Consider the following 23,203-nt stretch of genomic DNA (forward strand, 5'->3'; position numbering starts at 1 on the left):
CCCCCGGCATCAGGTTGCCGGGGGGCTCGTCCCGTGGGTACCGGCTGCCCGCCTACGACGGCCGGGTCAGCGCCGGGTAGCTGCCCGTGTTGGTGGGGGCGTGCTCCGGGAGCCAGAGGACCGCGATGGCCCCGCCGGTCTCCCTGGCCCCCTCGGGAGCCGCGTTGCGGAAGGTCAGCCGGGCGCCGAGAACCCGTGCCTGACCGGTGGCGATGGTCAGACCCAGGCCGTGGCCGACGCCCGCCCGGTCGCTGCTGCCGGTACGGAAACGGCTGGGGCCCTCACGGAGCAGTGCGTCGGGGAAGCCGGGACCGTGGTCGCGTACCCGTACCACCCGGCCCTCGACGGTGACCTCCACCGGGGCGCCACCGTGCTTCGCGGCATTGCCCAGCAGATTCCCGATGATTCGCTCCAGGCGCCGCGGGTCGGTGTTGACCCAGGACTCGTGCACCACCCGCACCTGCGCGTCCGGGGCCATGATCGTCACCCGCCGGGCGACGAACTCGCCCAGCGCGATCTCCTGCAGCTCGGCCCGCTCCGACGCACTGTCCAGCCGGGCCACCTCCAGTACGTCCTCGACCAGAGTCCGCAGTGCCTGTGCCCGGTTGCGTACCAGCTCGGTGGGACGGCCGGGGGGCAGCAGTTCGGCCGCCGTGAGCAGGCCGGTCACCGGCGTGCGCAGCTCGTGCGCGATGTCCGCGGTGACCCGCCGCTCGGCCTCGACGCGTTCCTGCAGGGTGTCGGTCATCGCGTCGACCGCACGGGCCAGCTCGTCGGTCTCGTCGCGCACCACACCCCCGATGGCCTCCCTGACCCGGACATCGGTTTCTCCCTGGGCGACCTTGGTGGCGGCCGCCGCAGCCTTGCGCAGCCGCCGTGAGAGCTGGCCGCCGATCAGCACCCCCAGCGCGCTGCCGCCGAGCACCACCGAGACCGAGCCGATGATCAGCGCCCGGTCAAGGTCCTCCATCACGGAGGCGCTGCTGGTGTAACGGCTGTGCAGGGACAACACGTCGCCGTTGGGCAGCGGAGCGGCCGCCCAGACGTCGGGCACCTCACTGCCGTGCTCGACGACCAGGGTGGAGATCCGGTTCCGCGCGGCCCGGCGGCGCAGCTCCCTGGGCAGCGCCGGGTCGTTGATCTTGGAGCCGAACTGTGGCTGCTGCTTCTTCGCGTCGAAGAACCGGAGCGCGTAGCCCAGTCGCGTGACCTGGGTGTCCCGGGCGTTGTCCAGCATCGAGACGCGCGCCGAGTTGTGCACGACCAGGCTCAGCGCGAGCGCGATCAGCGCGCCGACCGCGGCGATCGCGATGCTGATCTTCCAGCGGACCCCGGTGCGCAGGGCGAGACGTTTCATGCCTTGAGCTTGTAACCGAAGCCGCGGACCGTTTCGATCCTGTCCTGGCCGATCTTGGCGCGCAGCCGCTGCACATGGACGTCCACCACCCGGGTGTCACCGCCCCAGCCGTAGTCCCAGACCCGTTCGAGGAGCTTGTCACGGGAGAGCACCGTGCCCGGCGCCGTCGAGAACTCCAGCAGCAGCCGCATCTCCGTCGGAGTCAGCGCCACGTGCTCGCCGCCGCGGTGCACCTCCATGCCCTCCGTGTCGACCTCGATGTCGCCGAAGGCGAGTATCCCGCGCTCCGTCGGCTCGCCGCCGCCGGCGGAGGCGCCGCCCGCGTGCCCGAAGCGGCGCAGCACCGCACGGATCCGGGCCACCAGCACCGCACCGTCGAACGGCTTGGTCACGTAGTCGTCGGCCCCGGCCTCCAGACCCAGCACGACGTCGATCGAATCGGCCCGCGCCGAGAGCATGATCACCGGGACGGTCGACTCGTCCCGGATCCGGCGGCACAGGGAAACCCCGTCCAGGCCCGGCAGCATCACGTCGAGCAGCGCGATGTCCGGCTGGTTCGTACGGAACGCCTCCAGACCGGACAGCCCGTCGGGCACCGCGGTGACGCGGAAACCGTCCCGCTCCAGTGCGAGCTGGGTCGCCTCGCGGATCACGTCGTCGTCCTCGACGAAGAGGACATGTGTCTCGGCCATCCGGCTGCTCTCTCGGTTGCTCGGGCTCAGTTGCTCGGGGGTGCGGCCGTCGGGGCGACGTCCGAGGCGCCGTCGCTGTCCCCGACCGCCTTGCTGAAGTCGGTGTGCACGGAGTCGCTCTCGGTGAACTTGTTGTTCGACCAGTGGTACGTGATCACGTCCTCACTGGAGGCGTAGGACACCGAGTCGCCCTTCTCGTACTGCTGCTTGGTGACGACGAGATCGCCCCGGTCGATCTCGGAATAGACCGGGGCCGCCTCGGCGGTGAAGACGTTCTTGTACGTGTTGTTCTGCTCGCGGTAGACATACGTCGCCACGCCCACCGCGTCCTGGCAGGTCATCACGTTCACCACGACGTCGGGGGCGTCGTTGCCGGTGAGATGCCCGTACGAGACGTCGACCGGGTAATCGTGTCCGGAACACGGCTTCAGATCGCGCTTGACCGTCGCGCTGACCTTCGGGTCCCGCTTGAGCAGTTGCGGAGCGTTCACCCGACCGCCCGGCTCGGTGACCGGGGAGGTGCCGGAGTCCGGGCTGGGGACGTTCGTACCGACGGCGGGCAGTGAGCGGGCCGCGCCCTCGTCCCGCGGTCCCGTGCCGCCGGTGTCGCAGCCGGCGACGAACAGCCCGATGGCGGCGAGCCCGGCCATCGCCGTGGTACCCGCCGCCAGTGTGCCGCCGCCGAAGCGGCGCCGACCGCTGTTCGTATCCCTGCCCGCGCTGTTCTTCAGGCCGCGCACCGCTCCCGCCCCATCTCTTCACGTTCCCCACGGATCAACGCCCCGGCGTCGATCTCGCGGCTCTCCAGCTCCTGCCGGAGCCGTGCCAGCGCCCGGTGCAGCGTGCTCTTCACCGTACCGGCCGACATCCCGAGCGCCGCGGCGGTCTCCTCGGTGCTCATCTGCTCCCAGTGTCGCAGTACGACCACACTGCGCTGCTTGGGCGCGAGAACCTTGAGGATGTCCATCAGCAGCGCCCGGTCGGCGTGCTGCTCGGTACCGTCCTCGACGGACGCGTCGGGGAGCTGCTCGGTGGGCACCTCCTCCAGCTTGCGGGCGCGCCACCACTCGGTACGCGTGTTGATCATGACCCGGCGAAGGTAGGCGTCGGCCAGGCTCTTGTCGGCGATGCCCTCCCAGCGGCGGTAGGTGCGGGCCAGGGCGGTCTGCAGCAGGTCCTGTGCGTCGACGGGGTCGGGTACCAGCCGGCGCGCACTGCGCAGCAGAGCGTCCTGCCTGGTGCGTACGTACTCCTCGAATTCGAGCACCTCACCGTGCGCCATACCCAACCGCCTCCGTCATCCCCGTTGTTCACGCTGTTCCGTGGTCTGTCCATGAAGCTACGGAGGCGTTGTCACGGAGCTGTGCGCGCCAGCCGTCGGCCGATGCACGGCTGTCCATCGGTTGTGTAACGACGGCGACGGAGGCGTATGAACGGGGTATATCGGACAGGGTGGTCGCTGATCCGGGGGTCAGCCGAGCGGAAGCCGGTACATCCCGTCCGCCAACGGCTCGACGAGACCGTCGGCCACCAGACCGTCCAGCGCCCTGGCCCGCTGCACCGGCTCGTGCCACACCGCGTCGAGATCGCCCTGGGGCACCGGCTCCACCGCCTCCCGCAGCACGGCGAGCAGCTTGCCGCGCACCTGACGGTCCGTGCCGGCGTAGGTCTGGCCGCGCCGCACCGGCCCCGCATGGGCGGGCTTGCCGGCGAGCCGCCAGGCGCACTGCCCGGCGACGGGACAGCGCGCGCAGTCCGGGCTCTTCGCCGTGCAGACCAGCGCGCCCAGCTCCATCGAGGCGGCGGCCCAGCGGGCCGCCGTGGCGGCGTCGTCGGGCAGCAGCGCACGGGCGAGCCTGCGCTCGGCGGCGGTGGTGGCGTTCGGCGGGTACTCGACGCCGCTGATCGTACGGGCGAAGACCCGCCGGACGTTGGTGTCCAGAACGGCATACCGCTGCCCGTGCGCGAAGGAGGCGACGGCGGCCGCCGTGTACTCACCGATCCCGGGCAGCGAGATCAGCTGCGCGTGGTCGGTCGGCACATCACCGCCGTGCCGCTCCGTTATGGCCTGCGCCGCGCCGTGCAGCCGTAGTGCACGGCGCGGATAACCGAGCCGGCCCCAGGCACGGACGGCCTCCCCGGGGGCCTCGGCGGCCAGGTCGGCGGGGCGGGGCCAGCGGGCCAGCCACTGTTCGTACACCGGGAGTACCCGGGTGACCGGGGTCTGCTGCAGCATGAACTCGCTGACCATCACCCCCCAGGCACCCGCCTCCGGGCGGCGCCAGGGCAGATCGCGGGCGTGGTCGGCGAACCAGCTGATGACGGGGGAGTGCAGTGCGGTCGCGGTGGCGGAGTCGATGTATGAGTTCTCAGTCGTTGAAGTCATGGCACCACCGATACTCTCAGCTCGCGGTCCCAGGCCCGGCGAACCAGGCCGCCACGCGCACGTCACCGGCCCGGACCTTTTCCACCAGCCCCCGCATCGGCCGGGTCAGCGCCTCGATGACCAGCAGCGCGATCAGCGCGCCCAGAATCAGGCCCACGAGCACGTCATGCGGATAGTGCACCCCCACGAACACCCGGGAGAACGCCATCAGCAGCGCTACCGGCACGGTGAGCCAGACCAGCCGCATCACCGCGATCGCCAGACCGACGGCGGCCGCCGCCGCGATGATCGAGTGGTTACTGGGGAACGACCAGTCGCCGTGCGCCGGACAGTCGATGAGCGGCGGCATCGCGCCGGACACCGCCCGGCAGGGACGTTCCTCGTGGATCACCGACTTCAGCACTTCACTGATGACGTACGCGACGGCCGTCCCCAGCGGGGCGATCAGCGCCAGCGCCATTGCCTGGGACGAGGCCGTACGTGCCCGCCACCACACCACGACGAACAGGACGCCGAAGAGCAGCAGCCCCACTTCCGTCCAGAGCTCCATCAGCTGTTGCAGCCAGCCGGGGGTGGAGTGGGCGAATTCGACGATGTTTCGGTAGAGCGCGGAAGAACTGTCCATGGTGACGGTCAGTATGAGTCATCCCGCTACAGGCGCCACGGGCGGTCACCGATGACGCTCGCCACGCGACGGTGAGCCCCGTTCCGGAATGATGATCCGTAAAAGTTGTACGGACGGCGGCGGGTGGGGCCTGAGTTGGCTCTGATCTCTCGTACAGTTTGCGCCGTGGGATCTATGCGCAATCCGGTCGGGCCGCTTCCCTCCTCCATCTACTGGCGTCGGAGGGCAGTAGCGGCGAGCCTGGTTGCGCTGCTCGCCCTGCTGGTGGTGTGGATCGTCACCTCGGGTGGTGGCGGAAAACACGGCAGTTCCGGATCCAAGGGCTCCGGCCCCGCGTCGTCGATCACTCCGGGTCCCTCCGGCTCGGGCCCCGCGATCAGCCAGGCCCCCGGCGGCCGCGACACATCGAGCGCGTCCGGCGGCTCGGGCGGATCCGCTGACTCCGGCGGTTCGGACGGTGCCGGCGGATCGGACGGCACCGGGGACGGCTCGGGCAGCGACACCGGTACGGACACCGGTGGTACGTCCACCGCGGGCAACGCGGCCGGTGGCACCGCCGGTTCGGGCGCCGGGGGCACGGGCGCGGATGCCGGGCAGCGGGTCAGTGCCGGGTCCGCTCTTCCCGACTGCACCGCCGGGTCCCTCCAGTTGACCCTGCGCAACACCAAGAACAGTTACGCGCCGGGCGAGAAGCCCAAGTTCGACCTGATCGTCAAGAACACCGCTGCGACCGGCTGCAAGGTGGACTTCGGCCCGAAGGGGACCGTGGTGACCATCACCTCCGCCGACAGCGACAAGGCGGTCTGGTCATCGAAGGACTGCCCCAAGGACGGGTCGGCCCAGCTCTTCCAGATCCCGGCGAACACGTCCGTCACGCATCCGGTGGTGTGGGACCGGAGGACGTCATCGCCCACGTGCGGGGCCGCCACGAAGGCGGCGGGGGCCGGGACGTATCTGGTGGAGGTCAAGGTGCCGGGTCTGCCCGTGAAGCAGACGTCCATCGTCCTGGCCAAGGACTGACGCCTGCGGTAGCGCCTGCGGCGGGCCTTTTCCCCTCCCCCCCGCCCCTTCCCGAACCGAGGGGCCCGAGGCGGAGCCCCGGCAGGTACGCGAACCCCCAGCCCCTAGACGTACCGTTCCAGAATCGATGACTCCGCCAACCGCGAAAGCCCCTCCCGCACGCTCCGGGCCCTGGCCTCCCCCACCCCATCCACCGTCTGCAGATCATCCACGCTCGCAGCGAGCAACTTCTGCAGCCCCCCGAAGTGCTCGACGAGCCGCTCGATGATCGCCCCGGGCAGTCGCGGCACCTTCGCCAGCAGCCGGTACCCCCGCGGCGACACCGCCGAATCAAGAGTCTCGGGAGAGCCGCTGTAACCCAACGCCCGGGCCACCACTGGCAGTTCGAGAAGTTCGGTGTGGCTCAGCGTGTTGAGGTCGACCAGCGCCTCGGCAACCGTGCGTGACCGCTTCGCCGTCGGTTCCGGTACGTAGTCACGGACCACCAGCTCCCGCTCGGGCTCGACCCCGGCGATCAACTCGTCGAGCTGGAGGGAGAGAAGACGACCGTCGGTTCCCAGCTCCACCACGTACTCGGCGATCTCCGTGGCGATCCGCCGCACCATTTCCAGGCGCTGCGCCACCGCGGTGACATCGCGGACCGTCACCAGGTCCTCGATCTCGAGCGCGGAGAGCGTGCCGGCCACCTCGTCGAGGCGGAGCTTGTAGCGCTCCAGGGTGGCGAGGGCCTGGTTCGCACGGGACAGGATCGCCGCCGACTCCTCGAGGACCCGGCGCTCCCCGTCGACATAGAGCGCGATCAGATGCATCGACTGCGAGACGGAGACCACCGGGAAACCGCACTGCTTGGAGACCCGGTCCGCGGTGCGGTGCCGGGTGCCCGTCTCCTCCGTGGGGATGGACGCATCGGGGACCAGCTGGACTCCGGCCCGCAGGATCTTGCCGATGTCCTTGTCCAGGATGAGTGCGCCGTCGAGCTTGCACAGCTCCCGCAGGCGGGTGGCGGCGAACTCCACATCCATCACGAAACCGCCGGTGCACATCGACTCGACGGTCTTGTCCATGCCGAGCACGATCAGCCCGCCGGTGTTGCCCCGCAGGACGCGCTCGAGGCCGTCGCGCAGCGCCGTGCCGGGCGCGACGGCGCTCAGCGTGGCGCGCATCAGCGCTTCATTTCCGGAGGAGCTCCCGCCGGACTTCCCGGGTGCCGCTCGGTCATTGGCTGCCACTGCACTCCTCGGGCTTGGTACGGACAGGCGAGACCAGGGCAAAAGTCTACCGGCGCCGTTACTCCTCCCGAGGTGCCTGGGTCCTCGACCGGCGCGGAAGGACCCGTAGCGCGTCTCCCATGTCGCCGACCTCGATGACGTTCATACCGGCCGGGACCTTCCCCGGATCGGTCGGGACGAGGGCATGCGTGAAGCCCAGCCGGTGCGCCTCGGCCAGTCTGCGCTGCACTCCGGTGACCCGCCGGACCTCGCCGGCCAGCCCCACTTCGCCGATCGCGACCAGATTCTTCGGCAGCGGCACATCGCTCGCCGCGGACGCCAGTGCCAGCGCGACGGCCAGGTCGGCGGCCGGTTCGGTGAGCTTCACCCCGCCCACGGTCGCGGTGTAGATGTCGCGCTTGCCGAGCGCGCTGATCCGGCCGCGCTGTTCCAGCACGGCGAGCATCATCGAGACCCGCGAGGTCTCCAGACCGGATGTGGTGCGCCGGGGGGAGGGGATCTGCGAGTCGACGGTGAGCGCCTGGACCTCGGCGACCAGCGGGCGCTTGCCCTCCAGGGTGACCGTGAGGCAGGTGCCCGGAACCGGTTCGTCACGGCGGGTCAGGAACAGTCCGCTCGGGTCGGCGAGGCCGGTGATGCCCTCGTCGTGCAGCTCGAAGCAGCCGACCTCGTCGGTCGCGCCGTACCGGTTCTTGACGCCGCGGACGAGTCTCAGCCGGGCGTGCCGGTCGCCCTCGAAGGACAGCACGACATCCACCAGGTGTTCCAGCAGCCGGGGGCCCGCGATGGCCCCGTCCTTGGTCACATGGCCGACCAGCAGGGTGGACATCCCGCGCTCCTTGGAGGCCCGGATCAGCGCACCGGCCACCTCGCGCACCTGCGCCATGCCACCCGGCGCACCGTCGAGTTCGGGCGACGCGACGGTCTGTACGGAGTCCAGGACCAGCAGGGAGGGCTTGACGGCGTCGAGGTGGCCGAGCACCGCGGAGAGGTCGGTCTCGGCGGCCAGGAACAGATGGTCGTTGATCGCGTGGATCCGGTCGGCGCGGAGTCTGACCTGGCTGGCGGACTCCTCGGCCGTCACATAGAGGGTGCGGTGGCTATCGCCCGCGGCCTTGGCCGCGACATCGAGCAGCAGGGTCGACTTGCCGACCCCGGGCTCGCCGGCCAGCAGCACCACCGCGCCGGGCACCAGACCACCGCCGAGCACCCGGTCCAGCTCGTCGACGCCGGTCGGGCGGGCGGTCGCCGTCCGGCTGTCGACCTGGCCGATGGGCAGGGCCGCGGCGCTGACCCGGCCTGCCGCGGTCGTCCGCACCGCGGGTGCACCACCGAACTCCTCGACGGTGCCCCAGGTCTGGCACTCGGGGCAGCGGCCCAGCCACTTGGCGGTCGTCCAGCCGCACTCGGTGCAGCGGTAGGACGGCCGGTCTTTGACGGTCTTCGCACGGGTGGCCATGACGCCACCGTAACGGCCGGGTCCGACAGCCCGGCCGACTGCTGCGGCATCTGCTGCGCCATCCGCGGAATTTCGGATTCCTGTCCCCTTTCGAGGGATACGTTCACCCGTAAGGATTAAATGCCTTGGAGACGTGCTAGGAGGTGGCTGCTCCCGGCCTACCGTCGCCAGGTGACGAGCAGCAGGCTGGAGAACCCCACGCACACCCCCACGCACACCACCGGCGCGCACCGGGCACAGCGGCACCTGTCCCGTCCGGCGGAGCAGCGGCCACCGGCCCGGTATGAGGCATATCTGGACGGACTGTTCACCTACTGTCTTTCGGTCCTCTGCGACCACGAGGCGGCGACCGCGGTCCTCGGCAATGTGCTGGCTGTCTCCGAGCGGCAGTTCAGCCGTTGTCCCTCCGACGCATCGGGACGCCGGGCCTGGCTGTACGCACTCGCCCGCTGGGCCTGTCTGCGCAAGCTCGCCGAGCAGAAGCGGCTGCGCCCGGGCGCCCACACCGGCCGCGCCCCCGCAAAACCCGCCCCCGCAGAACCCGCCCCGGCCCAGCCCGGCTCCTCACCCCAGCCCGGCTCGCCCGCCCAGCCCCCACCCGGCGCGGCCACCGAGCGACAGCGCCGGGACCTCGCCACCCTGGCCTGGCCGGAGGCCGCAGGCACCACCCCCGAGCAGCGCGAAGCGCTGGAGCTGGCGGTACGGCATCAGCTCAGCCCGCGTGAAGTCGCCGCGGTGCTCGGCATGGAGCTCGCGGCGGCCCGCACCCTGCTGGCCGCGGCAGCCTGCGAGGTGGAGCGGACCAGGGCCGCGCTCGCCGTAGTGGAGACCGGGAACTGCCCCGGCGCCGCCCGCCTCACCGGTGACCGCCGGATGCTGCTCTCCAGCGCGCTCCGCCGTGAACTGGTCCGGCATGTCGACGACTGCCCGCGCTGCCGCAAGGTCGCCGAACGCGCCGGCGCGGCAGCTCCCTGGCCGGGATCCCACGTCACCCCCGCCACCCCCGCGGCGCTGCCGCTGGTCGCGGCGGAACGATCCGCCACGTACACCGCGATGCTGCACGCCCCGCGCGGCAGCGCCCCCCGCTTCGGCCGCGACGGCTTTCCGCTGGACCCCAAGGACCGCGCCGCGCGCCGCGACCGGCTGCGGGCCCGGGCGGTGACGACGACGGTGGTGGCCACGGTCGTCGCGGCGCCGGTGCTTGCCCTCTGGGCCGCCTACCGTCACGCCCCCGCCACCGGCGAGGGACACGGCGGCTCGGTCACCACCAACGAGGCCGAAGGACCGGGCAGCGGGCACACCGGCGCGTACGACCACTACGAGAACGCGGGCAACGCCCGCACCGACCGCACGCCCTTCACCGGCGGCAGCAGTTCGTCACCCGACGTGTCCGTCGAGGTCATCAGCCCGAGCACCGGCGCGAAGAAGTCACCCGCGGGCGAACCGATCGCCGCGGGTTCGCTCACCGTCGAAGCCCGTTCGTCCGGCGGGCGGACCACGATCACCCTGACGTCGGGGGGAGACCGGCCGGTCACCTGGTCCGCCTGGCGGACCGCCCCCTGGGTGCACCTCAGCAGTACGACCGGAACCCTGCAGCCCGGCCGGTCGGTGACCCTCCACGTCTATGTCGACCACCGCAACGAACCGGAGGGCGCCTGGTCGGCCCGGATCGGCATCAACCCCGCGGGCGCCGTCGTCTCGCTGCAGGGATACGGCCACCACGACAGAAAGGGCGGCCACGGGGGCCACGGCCACCACCACCCTCCGACGCCGACGGATCAGCCGCCGACCAACGGCCCGACATCGCCCCCCGGTGACCCGACGCCGGGTGACCCGACCCCGAGCGACCCGACGACACCGCCCCCGTCGGACCCCACGCCCCCGCCGACACCGCCGTCGGATCAGCCGACATCGCCGCCCTCCTCGGAGACGACCCCCTTGCCCACCGGATGACTGCCACGACGTGCACCGGGTCGTACGGTCAGGCCGGATCCGCCGGATGCGGAGCCATCGGCAGCAGCGAGGCGAGCCGCGCCTCGCACAGCTCGACCAGACGGTCGTAGGCCGCCTTGCCCATCAGCTCGGTCAACTCCGGCCGGTACGACACATAGACCGGCTCCCCGGCCCCGTGCGCGGACGTCGCCGAGGTGCACCACCAGTGCAAGTCGTGTCCGCCGGGGCCCCAGCCACGCCGGTCGTACTCGCCGATCGAGATCTGCAGCACCCGCGAGTCGTCCGGCCGCTCGATCCAGTCGTACGTCCGGCGCACCGGCAGCTGCCAGCAGACATCGGGCTTGGTCTCCAGCGGTTCCTTGCCCTCCTTGAGGGCCAGGATGTGCAGCGCGCACCCGGCGCCACCGGCGAACCCGGGTCGGTTCTGGAAGATGCACGAACCGTCCCAGCGCCGGGTCTGCCGCTCGTCGTCCTCGTCGACCTGCACCCAGCCCGAGTCCGTGCCGACATCGTGGAACTGCCAGAGGTCCGGCGTGAGACGCGCCACCTGACCGGCCACCCGCTGCTCGTCGTCCTCGTCGGAGAAGTGCGCCCCCAGCGTGCAGCAGCCGTCGTCGGCTCGCCCCGCCTGGATCCCCTGGCAGCCGCTGCCGAAGATGCAGCTCCACCGGGAGGTGAGCCAGGTCAGGTCGCAGCGGAAGATCTGTTCGTCGTCGGCCGGGTCCGGGAACTCGACCCAGGCACGGGCGAAGTCCAGAGCCTGCTCGTCGCTCTGCGGCTTCGGCTGCTTCGCGGGTTTGCCCGGCTTCGCCTTTTTCGTCTTTGGCACAGCTCCAGCGTACGGGCGTGGACCCCCGGATCGGCCGGACGACCACCCACGCGCCCATTCGCAGTAGCGTTCCGCGTATGAGACTCGGAGTCCTCGACGTGGGTTCGAACACGGTGCACCTGCTGGTGGTCGACGCCCACCCCGGCGCCCGCCCGCTGCCCGCCCACTCGCACAAGGCCGCACTGCGCCTCGCCGAACTGCTCGACGATCAGGGCGCGATCGGCGCCGAGGGCATCGACCGGCTGGTCGCCACCATCAACGAAGCACTGCAGGCCGCCGAGGACAAGGGCGCCGAGAACGTCCTGCCCTTCGCGACCTCCGCCGTGCGCGAGGCCAGCAATGCCGACCAGGTGCTGACCCGGGTCCGCGACGAGACCGGCGTCGACCTCCAGGTGCTCTCCGGCGAGGACGAGGCCCGGCTGACCTTCCTGGCGGCCCGCCGCTGGTTCGGCTGGTCGGCGGGAAGGGTCCTGCTGCTCGACATCGGCGGCGGCTCACTGGAAATCGCGTACGGCATCGACGAGCAGCCGGACGCCGCGGTGTCGCTGCCGCTCGGCGCGGGCCGGCTCACCAACGCCTGGCTGCCCGGCGACCCGCCCGATCCGCAGGACATCAGGGCGCTGCGCCGCCATGTCCGCGCGGAGATCGCCCGTACCGTCGGGGAGTTCACCCGGTTCGGCAAACCCGATCACGTGGTGGCCACCTCGAAGACCTTCAAGCAGCTCTGCAGGATCGCGGGCGCGGCACGCTCCGGCGAAGGCCCGTATGTGCCCCGCGGACTGAGTCGTAGGTCACTGGAGGAGTGGGTCCCGAAGCTCGGTGCGATGACGGCGGCCGAGCGGGCCGGACTGCCCGGGGTCTCCGAGGAACGCGCACCGCAACTGCTGGCAGGAGCGCTGGTCGCGGAGGGTGCGATGGATCTCTTCGGCGTCGAGGAGCTGGAAGTCTGCCCCTGGGCACTGCGCGAGGGCGTCATCCTGCGCCGCCTCGACCATCTCCCTGCCCGGTAGCCGTGCCCCGTACGCTGTCTCCCGTGGCAGAACCAGTGGTGCGCATCCCGGATGCGAAGGTCGCACTGTCCACGGCGTCCGTGTACCCGGAGTCGACGGCGACGGCCTTCGAGATCGCCGCGCGCCTCGGCTATGACGGGGTCGAGGTGATGGTGTGGACGGATCCCGTCAGCCAGGACATCGAAGCCCTGCGCGGACTGTCCGATTACCACCAGGTGCCGATCCTCGCGGTGCACGCCCCCTGTCTGCTGATCACCCAGCGGGTGTGGTCGACCGACCCGTGGGTCAAACTCCAGCGGGCCCGCGCCGCCGCGGAGAAACTCGGCGCCTCCACGGTGGTCGTGCACCCGCCCTTCCGTTGGCAACGGAACTACGCCGGTGACTTCGTGCACGGGATCTGGCGGATGGCCGAAGAGACCGACGTGCGTTTCGCGGTCGAGAATATGTACCCCTGGCGCTACCGCGACCGCGAGATGCTGGCGTACGCCCCCAGCTGGGACGTCACCGACGACGACTACCGCCACTTCACGGTCGACCTCTCGCACACCGCGACCGCCCGCACCGACGCGCTGGCGATGATCGACCGGATGGGATCCCGGCTGGCCCATGTCCACCTCGCCGACGGCCGCGGCTCCGGCAAGGACGAACACCTGGTGCCCGGCCGCGGCACCCAGCCCTGCGCCGAACTGCTCGAGGGGCTCGCGGCCGGCGGCTTCGACGGCCATGTCGTCATCGAGGTCAACACCCGCCGCGCGATGTCCGCCGCCGAACGCGAAGCCGACCTCGCGGAGGCGCTCGCCTTCGCCCGCCTCCACCTCGCCACCCGGGTCCACCGCCCATGACCGACCCCGCCCCGGCCCCGCCCCGCCGTCGCAGAGGCCGCCCGCCCCGCGACCCGGCCGCCGAGGGCCCCGGGGCACGCGAACGCATCCTGGAGTCGGCCCGTACGGAGTTCTCGGAACGCGGCTACGACAAGACCTCCGTCCGCGGTATCGCCAAGGCCGCCGGGGTGGACGCGGCACTCGTGCATCACTACTTCGGCACCAAGGACGAGGTGTTCGAGGCCGCCATCGACGTGACCATGGAGCCCGCCCAGCTGGTCCCCGCCCTGCTCGGCCCCGGCCCCGACGGCATCGGCGAACGCCTGGCCCGCTACTTCCTCGGCGTCTGGGAGAACCCGGAGTCCCGATCCCCGCTGCTTGCGATCGTCCGCTCGGCGCTGACGCACGATGCGGCGGCCAAGGTGCTGCGTGGCTTCGTGCTGCAGCGGGTGCTGGAACGCGTCGCGGCGGACCTGGATGTCCCGAACCCGCGGCTCCGGGCGGAGCTGGCGGCTTCGCACATGATCGGGATCGCGATGCTGAGGTATGTGCTCGAGATGGAGCCGTTGGCCACGGCGGAGGTGGAGGAGATCGTGGCGATGGTGGCGCCCACGTTGCAGCGCTACCTGACGGAACCGGCGTGAGGTTCGGCCGCTGGCGGGGGAAAAAGCAAGCCCGTCCGGCGATTGAGGACGAACGGGGTCCGGGGCGGAGCCCCGTGCACGGCCGGTGGTGGCCGCTGCGCGGCCACCCGATCCCGCCATCCGGACACCCTCGTCCGGATCGTGGAGCGCAGGCGTACCCTCGATGACAGTCCATTCTGCCTAAGGAGCGAGCGACGATGCCCGAGCTGAGGTCCCGCACAGTCACCCACGGCCGCAACATGGCGGGCGCCCGCGCCCTTATGCGGGCGTCGGGCGTAGCAAGCGCGGACATCGGCAAGCCCATCATCGCGGTGGCCAACTCGTTCACCGAGTTCGTGCCCGGGCACACCCACCTCCAGCCGGTCGGCCGGATCGTCTCCGAGGCGATCAAAGCCGCGGGCGCCGTGCCCCGCGAGTTCAACACCATCGCCGTGGACGACGGCATCGCGATGGGCCACGGCGGGATGCTCTACAGCCTCCCCTCCCGCGACCTCATCGCGGACAGCGTCGAGTACATGGTCGAGGCGCACTGCGCGGACGCGCTGATCTGCATCTCCAACTGCGACAAGATCACCCCGGGCATGCTGATGGCCGCGATGCGCCTCAACATCCCGACCGTCTTCGTCTCCGGCGGCCCGATGGAGGCCGGCAAGGCCACCCTCGTCGACGGCACGGTCCGCAAGCTCGACCTGATCAACGCGATCAGCGACGCGGTCAACGAGAGCGTCTCGGACGAGGACATCCTCCGCATCGAGGAGAACGCCTGCCCCACCTGTGGCAGCTGTTCCGGCATGTTCACCGCCAACTCGATGAACTGCCTGACCGAGGTCCTCGGCCTCTCCCTCCCGGGCAACGGCTCGACCCTCGCCACCCACACCGCCCGCAGGGCGCTGTACGAGAACGCCGGGCGCACGGTCGTCGACATCACCAAGCGCTACTACGAGCAGGGCGACGAGACCGTACTGCCCCGAGCCATCGGCACGCGCGCCGCGTTCGACAACGCCATGGCGCTCGACATCGCGATGGGCGGCTCGACCAACACGATCCTGCACCTGCTCGCCGCCGCGCAGGAGGCCGAGCTCGACTACGACCTGGACGACATCAACGCGGTCTCGCGCCGTGTCCCGTGCCTGTCCAAGGTCGCCCCGAACGTCGCCCCGGGCGGCACGTACTACATGGAGGACGTGCACCGGGCCGGTGGTATCCCCGCCATCCTCGGCGAGCTGTACCGCGGCGGGATGCTCAACGAGGACGTGCACTCCGTGCACGCGCCGACCCTCGCCGACTGGCTGAAGACCTGGGACGTGCGCGGTGGCTCCCCGTCACCCGAGGCCGTCGAGCTGTGGCACGCGGCCCCCGGCTGCGTCCGCTCCGCCGAGGCCTTCTCGCAGTCCGAGCGCTGGGACACCCTGGACCTGGACGCGACCGGCGGCTGCATCCGGGACGCCGAGCACGCGTACTCCAAGGACGGCGGCCTGGCCGTCCTCAAGGGCAACCTCGCGGTGGACGGCTGCGTGGTGAAGACCGCAGGGGTCGACGAGTCGATCTGGACCTTCGAGGGCCCGGCCGTGGTCTGCGAGTCGCAGGAGGAAGCCGTCGACAAGATCCTCCGCAAGGAGATCAAGGAAGGCGACGTCGTCGTCATCCGCTACGAGGGCCCCAAGGGCGGCCCCGGCATGCAGGAAATGCTCTACCCGACGTCCTTCCTCAAGGGCCGTGGCCTCGGCAAGGCCTGCGCACTGGTCACCGACGGCCGCTTCTCCGGCGGCACTTCGGGCCTCTCCATCGGCCACGCCTCGCCGGAGGCGGCGTCCGGCGGCACCATCGCGCTGGTCGAGGACGGCGACCGCATCCGCATCGACATCCCCAACCGCACCATCGACCTGCTGGTCTCCGACGAGGACCTGGCCACCCGGCGTGCCGCGCTGGGCGGCGTGTACGCCCCGGCCGACCGCGAGCGCAAGGTCTCCCAGGCACTGAAGGCGTACGCGGCGATGGCGACCAGCGCCGACCGCGGCGCCGTCCGGGACGTTTCCAAGCTCGGCTGAGCGCTCGGCCGGAAGCCTTGCCGCCGGGCGGGGGATAATCGACGCTGTGAGCGAGAACAGCGAGAGCCCCACCCCCGGCGGGCCGCAGCCCGAGACCCTCCGTTTCTTCGGTACGACCTGGGTCGGCCATGACAACGGGTACGGGCTGCGGCGGGTCGGCGTCGCCTGCGGGGCGCTCGTCGTGACCGTCGCCGCGTGCCTGCTGATGCGGTTCGCCTACCAGGGCGTCCAGATCGCCGACGTCGGCAGTTTCGTCTCGGTGCTCTTCGTCGCCGTCTTCGGCATCTGCAGCGCCGTGGCCTTCGTCCGCACCTGGGACGGCTTCCGCCGCCGCCCGGCAGACCCGGCCCGCGAGGAATCACTGCGCAGCCTCAAGGCGATCGGCTTCATCGGCTCGCTCCTCGCGTACTTCTTCCGTTCTCTCACCGAGGCCCCCGGGGAGCGACTGCTCCGCAGCGAGTACGAGACGGCCGTCACCCAGTACGAGAAGCGCCGCGGCGCCCGAGCCGGGAACCCGGCGGCCCGCAGAAGGCCGAAGTCGAAGCGGAAGTAGCGGAAGCAGCGAGGCAGCGAGGCAGCGAAAGTAAGGCGCAGGCAAAGAATCAGTCCGGGGCCCCTGGTCCCTGCGGCTCTCCGCCGGGAGGATGTCTGACATGACGGAACTCGCACGGTCCTCCGACTCGGCCGCCGCCCAGTACGCGGCCACCCGCCCCGGCTATCCGCCCACGCTCTTCGACGCGGTGGAGGTGATGGCCGACCGCGCGTTCGAGGGAGCCCACGTCATCGATGTCGGCGCGGGCACCGGATTCGCCACCGGCCTGATGCGGGACCGCGGCGCCGACGTGCTGGCCGTCGAACCGGGCCCCGCCATGGCCGCACAACTGCGCACCGCCCACCCGGACATCCGCCTCGTCCAGGGCGACGGAGACGCCCTGCCCGTCGCGTCCGGCTGCGCCGACTTCGTCACCTACGCCCAGGCCTGGCACTGGACGGAACCGACCCGCTCGATCCCCGAGGCGCTGCGCGTCCTCAAGCCCCGGGGCGTGCTCGCTCTCTGGTGGAACGCCCTGGACCCCGCGGCAGCCTGGGCGGCGGAACAGGAGACCCGCCTGCGCGAGCGTCTCCCGGACTACTACCAGTACGACGCGGCACCCAAGGCGCCGGTGATCATCAAAACCCTGTACGACGGCCTCACCCCGGCCTTCCGCCGCCTGCAGTGGTCCCGCGAGGTCACCATCGACGCCCACCTCGCCCACTTGACCACCCGCTCCCAACTCGCCGTCACCGACCGGGAAAAGGCGGCCCCGGTCCTCGCGGAGGAACGCGCGGAACTCCTGCGCATCTTCCCGGACGGAGTGGTGCGGGAGCAGTACGTCATCAACCTCACCGCGGTCCGCAAACCCGCACGCTAGATCCGAAAGGATCCAGCCCGAGAGGGCCTAACCGCGCCCCCGCGCGCCCCCGTACCGGCCCACCAGTCCGACCACGCCGCCCACCACGATCCCGCGCCACAGCCCGTCGGCGATGCTGGAGAAGAAACCCTCGGGGCTCAGCACCTGCCGGACCACGACGTCCGACACGGCCATCAACACCCCGGGCACCACGGCGACGCGCCACGGATGCGCCGCCGCCCACCGCCGGATCCGACGATCGCCCTGCACCCCGCGACGCCCCGCCAGCGCGGCCCCCGCGCCGCCGACGAGGAAGAACAACGTCAGCGAGACCGAGAGCGCGCTGGTCACCGTCTGCATCCCCAGGCCCTCGGCGATCGTCGAGACACCGAGCGACACCGCACCGCCCAGGGCGCCGACGGCCGCCGCCGCCCGCCACGGGCCGAGCGTCGCAGAGGCCAGAGCGAGGCTTCGCTGCTCGGACTTGGACATCTCACTGTTCTGCGTCATGGCTCCACGGTCCGCCCGCCCCGGCCCGCACACCATCGGGGATGTCCCTGACGCGCCCCTGAATACCTGGATACCGGCAAGGATGGCCGGTATGACGACCAGCTCCGCACGTGCGCACTCCTTCAACGCGGCAGCGGCCGCCTACGCCGCCAACCGCCCCTCCTACCCACAGACCTTGCTCGACGAGATCGAGGACGTCGCCGGCCGCCCGCTGGCCGGCGCCCGGGTCGCCGACGTCGGCGCGGGCACCGGCATAGCGACGACCCTCCTGCATGAGCGCGGCGCCCGGGTGGTCGCCGTCGAGCCGGGCGACGGCATGGCCGAACAGTTCCGGCGCGGCCTCCCCGACGTGCCGGTGGTGCGCGGCGACGGCAACCACCTCCCCCTCGCCGACGCTTCGGCAGACCTCATCACGTACGCCCAGGCCTGGCACTGGACCGACCCGGCCCGCTCGGCCCCCGAAGCGATGCGTGTGCTGCGCCCCGGTGGCGCGCTCGCCCTCTGGTGGAACATTCCGGACCACGAGGTGGCGTGGATCGCCGACCAGGACGCCCGTATCCACCGCTTCTTCGACACCTCCCGCGCCACGACCGGCAGGTCCGCCGCCCACGGCAGCTCCGACCGGTCCCGCGAGATGTCGGGCGGCTTGGACCTGATCTGCCGCAGCGTGCGCTGGAGCCGCCGTATCCCGATCGACGTCCACCTCGCCAATCTCGCGAGCCATTCGATGTTCCTGGTGGCCGGCGAGCGGACCACCACCGAGTTCATGAGGGCCGAGCGCGCCGTCCTGACCGGCCTCTTCCCCGCCGGGTCGGTCGACGAGGACTACACGGTCGACCTGAGCATCGCGCTCAAGCCCTCTTGACGAGCCCTCTTGACGGTCCGGCGCCCCGGGCTCCATATTCATCACATGATGAATATGGAGCCCGGAAGGGTCGCCATCGACGCCCACGACCTCACCGTCGTCCGGGGGGCACGCACCGTCCTGCGCGGTCTCCGCTTCACCGTCCCCCGGGGCCGGATCACCGGCCTGCTCGGACCGTCCGGCTGTGGGAAGTCCACGCTGATGCGCGCGGTCGTCGGCACCCAGGCGAAGGTCACCGGCCGGCTGACCGTCCTCGGCCACCCGGCCGGCGACGCCCCGCTGCGCCGCCGCATCGGGTACGTCACCCAGGCCCCGTCCGTCTACGACGACCTCACCGTCCGGCAGAATCTGGACTACTTCGCGGCGATCCTCGGCGCCCGCGACAAGGTCGGCCGCGCGATCCGCGACGTCGACCTCACCGCCCACGCCGACGCTCCGGCGGGCAACCTCTCCGGCGGCCAGCGCAGCCGGGTCTCACTGGCCGTCGCCCTGCTCGGCGCCCCCGAACTCCTCGTACTCGACGAGCCGACGGTCGGCCTGGACCCGGTGCTCCGCCGGGACCTCTGGGCGCTGTTCCACACCCTCGCCGGTGCGGGCACCACGATCCTGGTCTCCTCCCACGTCATGGACGAGGCGGAACGCTGCCACCGCCTGCTCCTGATGCGCGAGGGCGAAATCCTGGCCGAAGGCACCCCCGGCGAACTGCGTACCCGCACCGGCGCCCCGACGGTCGAGGACGCCTTCCTCCACCTGGTCGACGCGGACCGGTCCGTCGAGGAGACAGTCCGATGACGCTCACCCGCACCCTCGCCACCACCGCCCGGGTCCTGCGGCAACTCCGCCACGACCCCCGCACGATCGCGCTGCTCCTCCTGATCCCCGCCGTCATGATCGGCCTGCTGCGTTACGTCTTCGACGCCTCGCCCCGGACGTTCGACTCGATCGGCGCGTCCCTGCTCGGCATCTTCCCGCTGATCACCATGTTCCTGGTGACCTCGATCGCCACCTTGCGGGAACGCACATCCGGCACACTGGAACGCCTGCTCGCCCTCCCCATCGGCAAGGCCGACATCATCGCGGGCTACGCCCTGGCCTTCGGCCTGCTGGCCATCGTCCAGTCCGCCGTGGCCACTGCCCTATCGGTCTGGCTCCTCGACCTGGACGTCACCGGCTCCCCCTGGCTCCTCCTCCTGGTCGCCCTCCTCGACGCCCTGCTGGGCACCGCCCTCGGCCTGTTCGTCTCCGCTTTCGCCGCGTCGGAATTCCAGGCGGTCCAGTTCATGCCCGCCGTGATCTTCCCCCAGCTGCTGCTCTGCGGCCTTCTCACCCCCCGCGCCCACATGCAGCCCGTCCTGGAGGCCATCTCCGACGTGCTGCCGATGTCCTACGCGGTCGACGCGATGAACGAGGTCCTACGCCACGCGAACGCGACCACAACGTTCCTCCGCGACGCGCTGATCGTCGGCGGCGTGGCCCTACTCGTCCTCACCCTGGGAGCAGCCACCCTCCGCCGCCGCACCCCATGACCCAGCCCGCCCCACCATGGCGCCCAGGCCGCCTGCGCCGCACTCTGCGGACTCGCGCCGGCACCATCCGCCCCTACGCCGGCAACATCCCATGCCCGCCCGCACGATCCATCCCTGCACCGGCTCTATCCAGCCCCTCCGGCGTTTGAGGAGCCCGGGGCAGAGCCCCGGTTCGGGAAGGGGCGCGGGCAGGGGAAAAAGCCCCGCGCAGCGGCCCACCCCTCGGACACCATCCGCGCTCCCACCCCACCCAGTGCAAGGATGATCCCGCACCGACCAACCCCCACCGGCGAGGTGAACGAGAGCCATGGCCCAGACAGTCGCAGTCCTAGGCACAGGCAAAATCGGCGAAGCCCTCCTCAGCGGAATGCTCCGCGCAGGCTGGCCCCCCGCCCACCTCCTCGTCACAGCCCGCCGCCCCGCGCGAGCGGAAGAGCTCCGCGCCCGCTACGGCGTGGAAGCCGTCACCAACGCCGAAGCGGCCAAGCGGGCCGACATCCTCATCCTCACGGTCAAACCGCAGGACATGGGCAAACTCCTCGACGAACTCGCCCCGCACGTACCCGCCGACCGCTTGATCATCAGCGGCGCCGCAGGCATCCCCACCGCGTACTTCGAGGGGCGACTCGCGGCCGGTACCCCGGTCGTCCGGGTCATGACCAACACCCCGGCCCTGGTGGACGAGGCCATGTCCGTCATCTCGCCCGGCAGCCACGCCACCGAGGCACACCTCGCGCACGCCGACGAGATCTTCGGCGGCGTCGGCAAGACCCTCCGGGTCCCCGAGAGCCAGCAGGACGCCGCCACCGCGCTCTCCGGCTCGGGCCCGGCGTACTTCTACTACCTGGTCGAGGCGATGACCGACGCCGGCATCCTGCTCGGCATTCCCCGGGCCCAGGCCCACGACCTGATCGTCCAGGCCGCCATCGGCGCCGCCGTGATGCTCAGGGACAGCGGAGAGCACCCGGTGAAACTCCGGGAAGCGGTCACCAGCCCGGCCGGCACCACGATCAACGCGATCCGCGAGCTGGAGAACCACGGCGTACGAGCCGCGCTCATCGCGGCCCTGGAGGCAGCCCGCGACCGCAGCCGCGAGCTGGCCTCCGGCAACAACTGAGCGGTTACGGCTCCAGCAGCCCAATGGCCCGGTACGCGGCATCGACCGTCGGCCGGGCCATCTCGCGGGCCCGCGCGGCACCGCCCCTGAGCACCGTCGTCAGGTACCCGGGGTCGGCGACCAGCGCGGCATGGCGTTCCTGCAACGGATGCAACAGCTCCACCACCGCCTCGGCGGTGTCCTTCTTCAGTGCCCCGTACGAGTCGTACCCCTCGGCGAGCTTTCCGGGCGGCTGCCCCGTACACGAACCGAGCACCTCAAGCAGATTGGCCACGCCCGGACTCGCTGCCCTGTCGTACACCACGTCGCGGCCGCTGTCGGTCACCGCACGCATGACCTTCTTCCGCACCGCATCAGGCTCGTCGAGCAGGTAGATGATGCCGGCCCCCTCCGCGTGCGACTTCCCCATCTTGGATGTGGGGTCCTGGAGGTCCATCACCCGCGCGGCCACCGTCGGGGCGGTGGCCTTCGGCACCACGAAGGTGTGCCCATACCGTTGGTTGAACCGCACCGCCAGGTCCCGGGCCAGCTCCACGTGCTGGGTCTGGTCCTCGCCCACCGGTACCTCGTCGGTCCCATAGGCCAGGATGTCCGCCGCCATCAGCGCCGGATACGTCAGCAGGGACAGCCGCACACTGTCCCCGGCCTCCTTGGCCTGTGCGCTCTTCTCCTTGTACTGGATCATGCGCCGCATCTCGCCGTCGGTGGCTGTGCACTCCAGCAGATAGGACAGCCGGGCGTGTTCGTCGACATGGCTCTGCACGAATACGGTGCACTGCTCGGGATCCAGCCCGGCCGCCAGCAGCAGCGTCGCCGCCTGCCTACTGAGTCTGCGGACCCGCGCCGGATCGTGTTGCATGGTCAGCGCGTGCAGATCCACCACACAGAACAGCGCATCGGCCCGGTGCTGGTCCTCTTCGGCCCACCGCCGGACGGCGCCCAGGTAGTTCCCGAGCGTCAGATGCCCGGTCGGCTTGACCCCGCTGAAGATGGTCGTCATCTCTCCGTCTCCCTGATCGGAGCCACCGCCACCGACGGCCGGCTCCCGGAGAGGAAACGCGAACGGCCGCCGAAGCGGCGGCCGTTGAGCGCATACGTGCATGCAGGCCGCCGTCAGGCGGCCCGCCACTCAGAGATACACGCATGCGTAGTAGTCACGCCCTTACCGTACCGCTCCCGGGGTCGTGAGGGGAGGGTTGACACGAGCCACGCGGATGAGTAATGTCCTCCGAGCTGTCCGACGTGAGCTCCGGTCCAGGCCGGTCCCCGGACAGTCATTCCGCAACAACCATTCGAACGAGCGACGGCATGTCGTGTCATTCCTATGCGCATTTTGCGAAATGAGGAATCCGCGTTCGAAGGGACGTGGCCCCGATTAGCTCGGGGGCAAGGATTCCGCTAAAGTCTCACTCGTCGGAACGGCTCACGGGCCGGGAGGACAGCCCCTCTGACTGGGAGTCGGCACCGAAAGGTTCTGATAGAGTCGGAATCGCCGGAAAGGGAAACGCGAAAGCGTGGAACTGGAAAGCGAATCCCGCCGGCCGGGAATCGGACACGAAAGAGTCTGATAGAGTCGGAAACGCAAGACCGAAGGGAAGCCCGGAGGAAAACCCCAGAGAACGTTCTCGGGTGAGTACAAAGGAAGCGTCCGTTCCTTGAGAACTCAACAGCGTGCCAAAAGTCAACGCCAGATATGTTGATACCCCGTCTCGCAAGAGACG

General features: G+C 70.8%; 23 protein-coding genes. 12 read left to right on the top strand and 11 right to left on the bottom strand.

The window, feature by feature from the left end; genetic code table 11:
- Positions 1 to 52: 52 nt before the first annotated feature.
- The 6 genes from cseC to AB0436_RS26890 form a co-directional block, all read right to left on the bottom strand.
- On the bottom strand, positions 53 to 1,357 hold the full coding sequence (gene cseC, locus AB0436_RS26865; protein WP_366470511.1) for a two-component system sensor histidine kinase CseC: 1,305 nt from the start codon (positions 1,355 to 1,357) through the stop codon (positions 53 to 55).
- The gene (gene cseB, locus AB0436_RS26870; RefSeq protein ID WP_366470512.1) at positions 1,354 to 2,049 is read right to left on the bottom strand and encodes a two-component system response regulator CseB; all 696 of its coding nucleotides are present in this window, start codon (positions 2,047 to 2,049) and stop codon (positions 1,354 to 1,356) included. The genes cseC and cseB overlap by 4 nt, the downstream gene beginning before the upstream one ends.
- A gap of 26 nt (positions 2,050 to 2,075) precedes the next feature.
- Positions 2,076 to 2,789: a hypothetical protein gene (locus tag AB0436_RS26875; protein WP_366470513.1), complete on the bottom strand. Its 714-nt coding sequence runs from the start codon at positions 2,787 to 2,789 to the stop codon at positions 2,076 to 2,078.
- Complete coding sequence (locus tag AB0436_RS26880) at positions 2,777 to 3,331, bottom strand: SigE family RNA polymerase sigma factor (protein WP_366470514.1); 555 nt, start codon at positions 3,329 to 3,331, stop codon at positions 2,777 to 2,779. The genes AB0436_RS26875 and AB0436_RS26880 overlap by 13 nt, the downstream gene beginning before the upstream one ends.
- A gap of 189 nt (positions 3,332 to 3,520) precedes the next feature.
- Positions 3,521 to 4,435 carry an A/G-specific adenine glycosylase gene (locus AB0436_RS26885; protein WP_366470515.1) on the bottom strand — a complete coding sequence of 305 codons (915 nt, stop codon included), beginning with the start codon at positions 4,433 to 4,435 and terminating at the stop codon, positions 3,521 to 3,523.
- A 16-nt stretch (positions 4,436 to 4,451) separates the two neighbouring features.
- Positions 4,452 to 5,060: a phosphatase PAP2 family protein gene (locus AB0436_RS26890; RefSeq protein ID WP_366470516.1), complete on the bottom strand. Its 609-nt coding sequence runs from the start codon at positions 5,058 to 5,060 to the stop codon at positions 4,452 to 4,454.
- A gap of 174 nt (positions 5,061 to 5,234) precedes the next feature.
- Here AB0436_RS26890 and AB0436_RS26895 point away from each other — a divergent pair, with 174 nt between their 5' ends.
- Positions 5,235 to 6,080 (top strand): hypothetical protein, encoded by an 846-nt coding sequence (locus tag AB0436_RS26895; protein ID WP_366470542.1) that lies wholly within the window; start codon positions 5,235 to 5,237, stop codon positions 6,078 to 6,080.
- A 104-nt stretch (positions 6,081 to 6,184) separates the two neighbouring features.
- On the opposite strand, the gene disA is transcribed toward AB0436_RS26895, so the two are convergent.
- Together disA and radA are read right to left on the bottom strand one after the other, a co-directional pair.
- Positions 6,185 to 7,309, bottom strand: coding sequence for a DNA integrity scanning diadenylate cyclase DisA (disA, locus tag AB0436_RS26900; RefSeq protein WP_366470517.1), 1,125 nt, complete (start codon positions 7,307 to 7,309; stop codon positions 6,185 to 6,187).
- Between the two features lie 58 nt (positions 7,310 to 7,367).
- The gene (gene radA / locus AB0436_RS26905) at positions 7,368 to 8,768 is read right to left on the bottom strand and encodes a DNA repair protein RadA (RefSeq protein ID WP_366470518.1); all 1,401 of its coding nucleotides are present in this window, start codon (positions 8,766 to 8,768) and stop codon (positions 7,368 to 7,370) included.
- A gap of 171 nt (positions 8,769 to 8,939) precedes the next feature.
- On the opposite strand from radA, the gene AB0436_RS26910 reads away from it, so the two are divergent.
- Positions 8,940 to 10,721, top strand: a complete 1,782-nt coding sequence (locus tag AB0436_RS26910) for a hypothetical protein (protein WP_366470519.1) — start codon at positions 8,940 to 8,942, stop codon at positions 10,719 to 10,721.
- A 28-nt stretch (positions 10,722 to 10,749) separates the two neighbouring features.
- Here AB0436_RS26910 and AB0436_RS26915 read toward each other — a convergent pair whose 3' ends face one another.
- Entirely contained in the window at positions 10,750 to 11,550 is an 801-nt protein-coding gene (locus AB0436_RS26915; RefSeq protein WP_366470520.1) for a hypothetical protein, read from the bottom strand.
- 77 nt (positions 11,551 to 11,627) lie between these two features.
- Between AB0436_RS26915 and AB0436_RS26920 the strand changes: the two genes are divergently transcribed.
- The 6 genes from AB0436_RS26920 (at position 11,628) to AB0436_RS26945 (ending at position 17,485) form a co-directional block, all read left to right on the top strand.
- The gene (locus AB0436_RS26920; protein ID WP_366470521.1) at positions 11,628 to 12,560 is read left to right on the top strand and encodes a Ppx/GppA phosphatase family protein; all 933 of its coding nucleotides are present in this window, start codon (positions 11,628 to 11,630) and stop codon (positions 12,558 to 12,560) included.
- Positions 12,561 to 12,583: 23 nt separating this feature from the next.
- Entirely contained in the window at positions 12,584 to 13,402 is an 819-nt protein-coding gene (locus AB0436_RS26925; RefSeq protein ID WP_366470522.1) for a sugar phosphate isomerase/epimerase, read from the top strand.
- The gene (locus tag AB0436_RS26930) at positions 13,399 to 14,025 is read left to right on the top strand and encodes a TetR family transcriptional regulator (protein WP_366470523.1); all 627 of its coding nucleotides are present in this window, start codon (positions 13,399 to 13,401) and stop codon (positions 14,023 to 14,025) included. The genes AB0436_RS26925 and AB0436_RS26930 overlap by 4 nt, the downstream gene beginning before the upstream one ends.
- Before the next feature lie 197 nt (positions 14,026 to 14,222).
- On the top strand, positions 14,223 to 16,073 hold the full coding sequence (gene ilvD / locus AB0436_RS26935) for a dihydroxy-acid dehydratase (protein WP_366470524.1): 1,851 nt from the start codon (positions 14,223 to 14,225) through the stop codon (positions 16,071 to 16,073).
- Positions 16,074 to 16,119: 46 nt separating this feature from the next.
- On the top strand, positions 16,120 to 16,626 hold the full coding sequence (locus AB0436_RS26940) for a hypothetical protein (protein WP_366470525.1): 507 nt from the start codon (positions 16,120 to 16,122) through the stop codon (positions 16,624 to 16,626).
- A 100-nt stretch (positions 16,627 to 16,726) separates the two neighbouring features.
- Complete coding sequence (locus AB0436_RS26945; protein ID WP_366470526.1) at positions 16,727 to 17,485, top strand: class I SAM-dependent methyltransferase; 759 nt, start codon at positions 16,727 to 16,729, stop codon at positions 17,483 to 17,485.
- A gap of 27 nt (positions 17,486 to 17,512) precedes the next feature.
- Here AB0436_RS26945 and AB0436_RS26950 read toward each other — a convergent pair whose 3' ends face one another.
- A complete protein-coding gene (locus tag AB0436_RS26950) occupies positions 17,513 to 17,974 on the bottom strand; it encodes a hypothetical protein (RefSeq protein WP_366470527.1) in 462 nt (153 codons plus the stop codon).
- 91 nt (positions 17,975 to 18,065) lie between these two features.
- Between AB0436_RS26950 and AB0436_RS26955 the strand changes: the two genes are divergently transcribed.
- The 4 genes from AB0436_RS26955 to proC all read left to right on the top strand — a co-directional run bounded on the left by AB0436_RS26955 (position 18,066) and on the right by proC (position 21,482).
- On the top strand, positions 18,066 to 18,839 hold the full coding sequence (locus AB0436_RS26955; protein ID WP_366470528.1) for a class I SAM-dependent methyltransferase: 774 nt from the start codon (positions 18,066 to 18,068) through the stop codon (positions 18,837 to 18,839).
- 45 nt (positions 18,840 to 18,884) lie between these two features.
- Positions 18,885 to 19,631, top strand: coding sequence for an ABC transporter ATP-binding protein (locus AB0436_RS26960; protein WP_366470529.1), 747 nt, complete (start codon positions 18,885 to 18,887; stop codon positions 19,629 to 19,631).
- Entirely contained in the window at positions 19,628 to 20,365 is a 738-nt protein-coding gene (locus AB0436_RS26965) for an ABC transporter permease (RefSeq protein ID WP_366470530.1), read from the top strand. The genes AB0436_RS26960 and AB0436_RS26965 overlap by 4 nt, the downstream gene beginning before the upstream one ends.
- A 307-nt stretch (positions 20,366 to 20,672) precedes the next feature.
- On the top strand, positions 20,673 to 21,482 hold the full coding sequence (proC, locus tag AB0436_RS26970; RefSeq protein ID WP_366470531.1) for a pyrroline-5-carboxylate reductase: 810 nt from the start codon (positions 20,673 to 20,675) through the stop codon (positions 21,480 to 21,482).
- Between the two features lie 4 nt (positions 21,483 to 21,486).
- Here the strand turns inward: proC and trpS are convergent, their stop codons facing one another.
- The gene (gene trpS / locus AB0436_RS26975; RefSeq protein WP_366470532.1) at positions 21,487 to 22,482 is read right to left on the bottom strand and encodes a tryptophan--tRNA ligase; all 996 of its coding nucleotides are present in this window, start codon (positions 22,480 to 22,482) and stop codon (positions 21,487 to 21,489) included.
- Between the last annotated feature and the right edge of the window lie 721 nt (positions 22,483 to 23,203).

Source organism: Streptomyces sp. NPDC051322, from assembly GCF_040689485.1.
In the GTDB taxonomy this organism is placed as follows: Bacteria; Actinomycetota; Actinomycetes; order Streptomycetales; family Streptomycetaceae; genus Streptomyces.

What these genes read in the sequence shown, in the direction of transcription:
- cseC (WP_366470511.1), bottom strand. Translation starts at nt 1,357, where the DNA reads ATGAAACGTCTCGCCCTGCGCACCGGGGTCCGCTGGAAGATCAGCATC.
- cseB (WP_366470512.1), bottom strand. Translation starts at nt 2,049, where the DNA reads ATGGCCGAGACACATGTCCTCTTCGTCGAGGACGACGACGTGATCCGC.
- AB0436_RS26880 (WP_366470514.1), bottom strand. Translation starts at nt 3,331, where the DNA reads ATGGCGCACGGTGAGGTGCTCGAATTCGAGGAGTACGTACGCACCAGG.
- AB0436_RS26885 (WP_366470515.1), bottom strand. Translation starts at nt 4,435, where the DNA reads ATGACTTCAACGACTGAGAACTCATACATCGACTCCGCCACCGCGACC.
- AB0436_RS26890 (WP_366470516.1), bottom strand. Translation starts at nt 5,060, where the DNA reads ATGGACAGTTCTTCCGCGCTCTACCGAAACATCGTCGAATTCGCCCAC.
- AB0436_RS26895 (WP_366470542.1), top strand. Translation starts at nt 5,235, where the DNA reads ATGCGCAATCCGGTCGGGCCGCTTCCCTCCTCCATCTACTGGCGTCGG.
- radA (WP_366470518.1), bottom strand. Translation starts at nt 8,768, where the DNA reads ATGGCCACCCGTGCGAAGACCGTCAAAGACCGGCCGTCCTACCGCTGC.
- AB0436_RS26920 (WP_366470521.1), top strand. Translation starts at nt 11,628, where the DNA reads ATGAGACTCGGAGTCCTCGACGTGGGTTCGAACACGGTGCACCTGCTG.
- AB0436_RS26930 (WP_366470523.1), top strand. Translation starts at nt 13,399, where the DNA reads ATGACCGACCCCGCCCCGGCCCCGCCCCGCCGTCGCAGAGGCCGCCCG.
- ilvD (WP_366470524.1), top strand. Translation starts at nt 14,223, where the DNA reads ATGCCCGAGCTGAGGTCCCGCACAGTCACCCACGGCCGCAACATGGCG.
- AB0436_RS26945 (WP_366470526.1), top strand. Translation starts at nt 16,727, where the DNA reads ATGACGGAACTCGCACGGTCCTCCGACTCGGCCGCCGCCCAGTACGCG.
- AB0436_RS26950 (WP_366470527.1), bottom strand. Translation starts at nt 17,974, where the DNA reads ATGACGCAGAACAGTGAGATGTCCAAGTCCGAGCAGCGAAGCCTCGCT.
- AB0436_RS26955 (WP_366470528.1), top strand. Translation starts at nt 18,066, where the DNA reads ATGACGACCAGCTCCGCACGTGCGCACTCCTTCAACGCGGCAGCGGCC.
- AB0436_RS26960 (WP_366470529.1), top strand. Translation starts at nt 18,885, where the DNA reads ATGATGAATATGGAGCCCGGAAGGGTCGCCATCGACGCCCACGACCTC.
- AB0436_RS26965 (WP_366470530.1), top strand. Translation starts at nt 19,628, where the DNA reads ATGACGCTCACCCGCACCCTCGCCACCACCGCCCGGGTCCTGCGGCAA.
- proC (WP_366470531.1), top strand. Translation starts at nt 20,673, where the DNA reads ATGGCCCAGACAGTCGCAGTCCTAGGCACAGGCAAAATCGGCGAAGCC.
- trpS (WP_366470532.1), bottom strand. Translation starts at nt 22,482, where the DNA reads ATGACGACCATCTTCAGCGGGGTCAAGCCGACCGGGCATCTGACGCTC.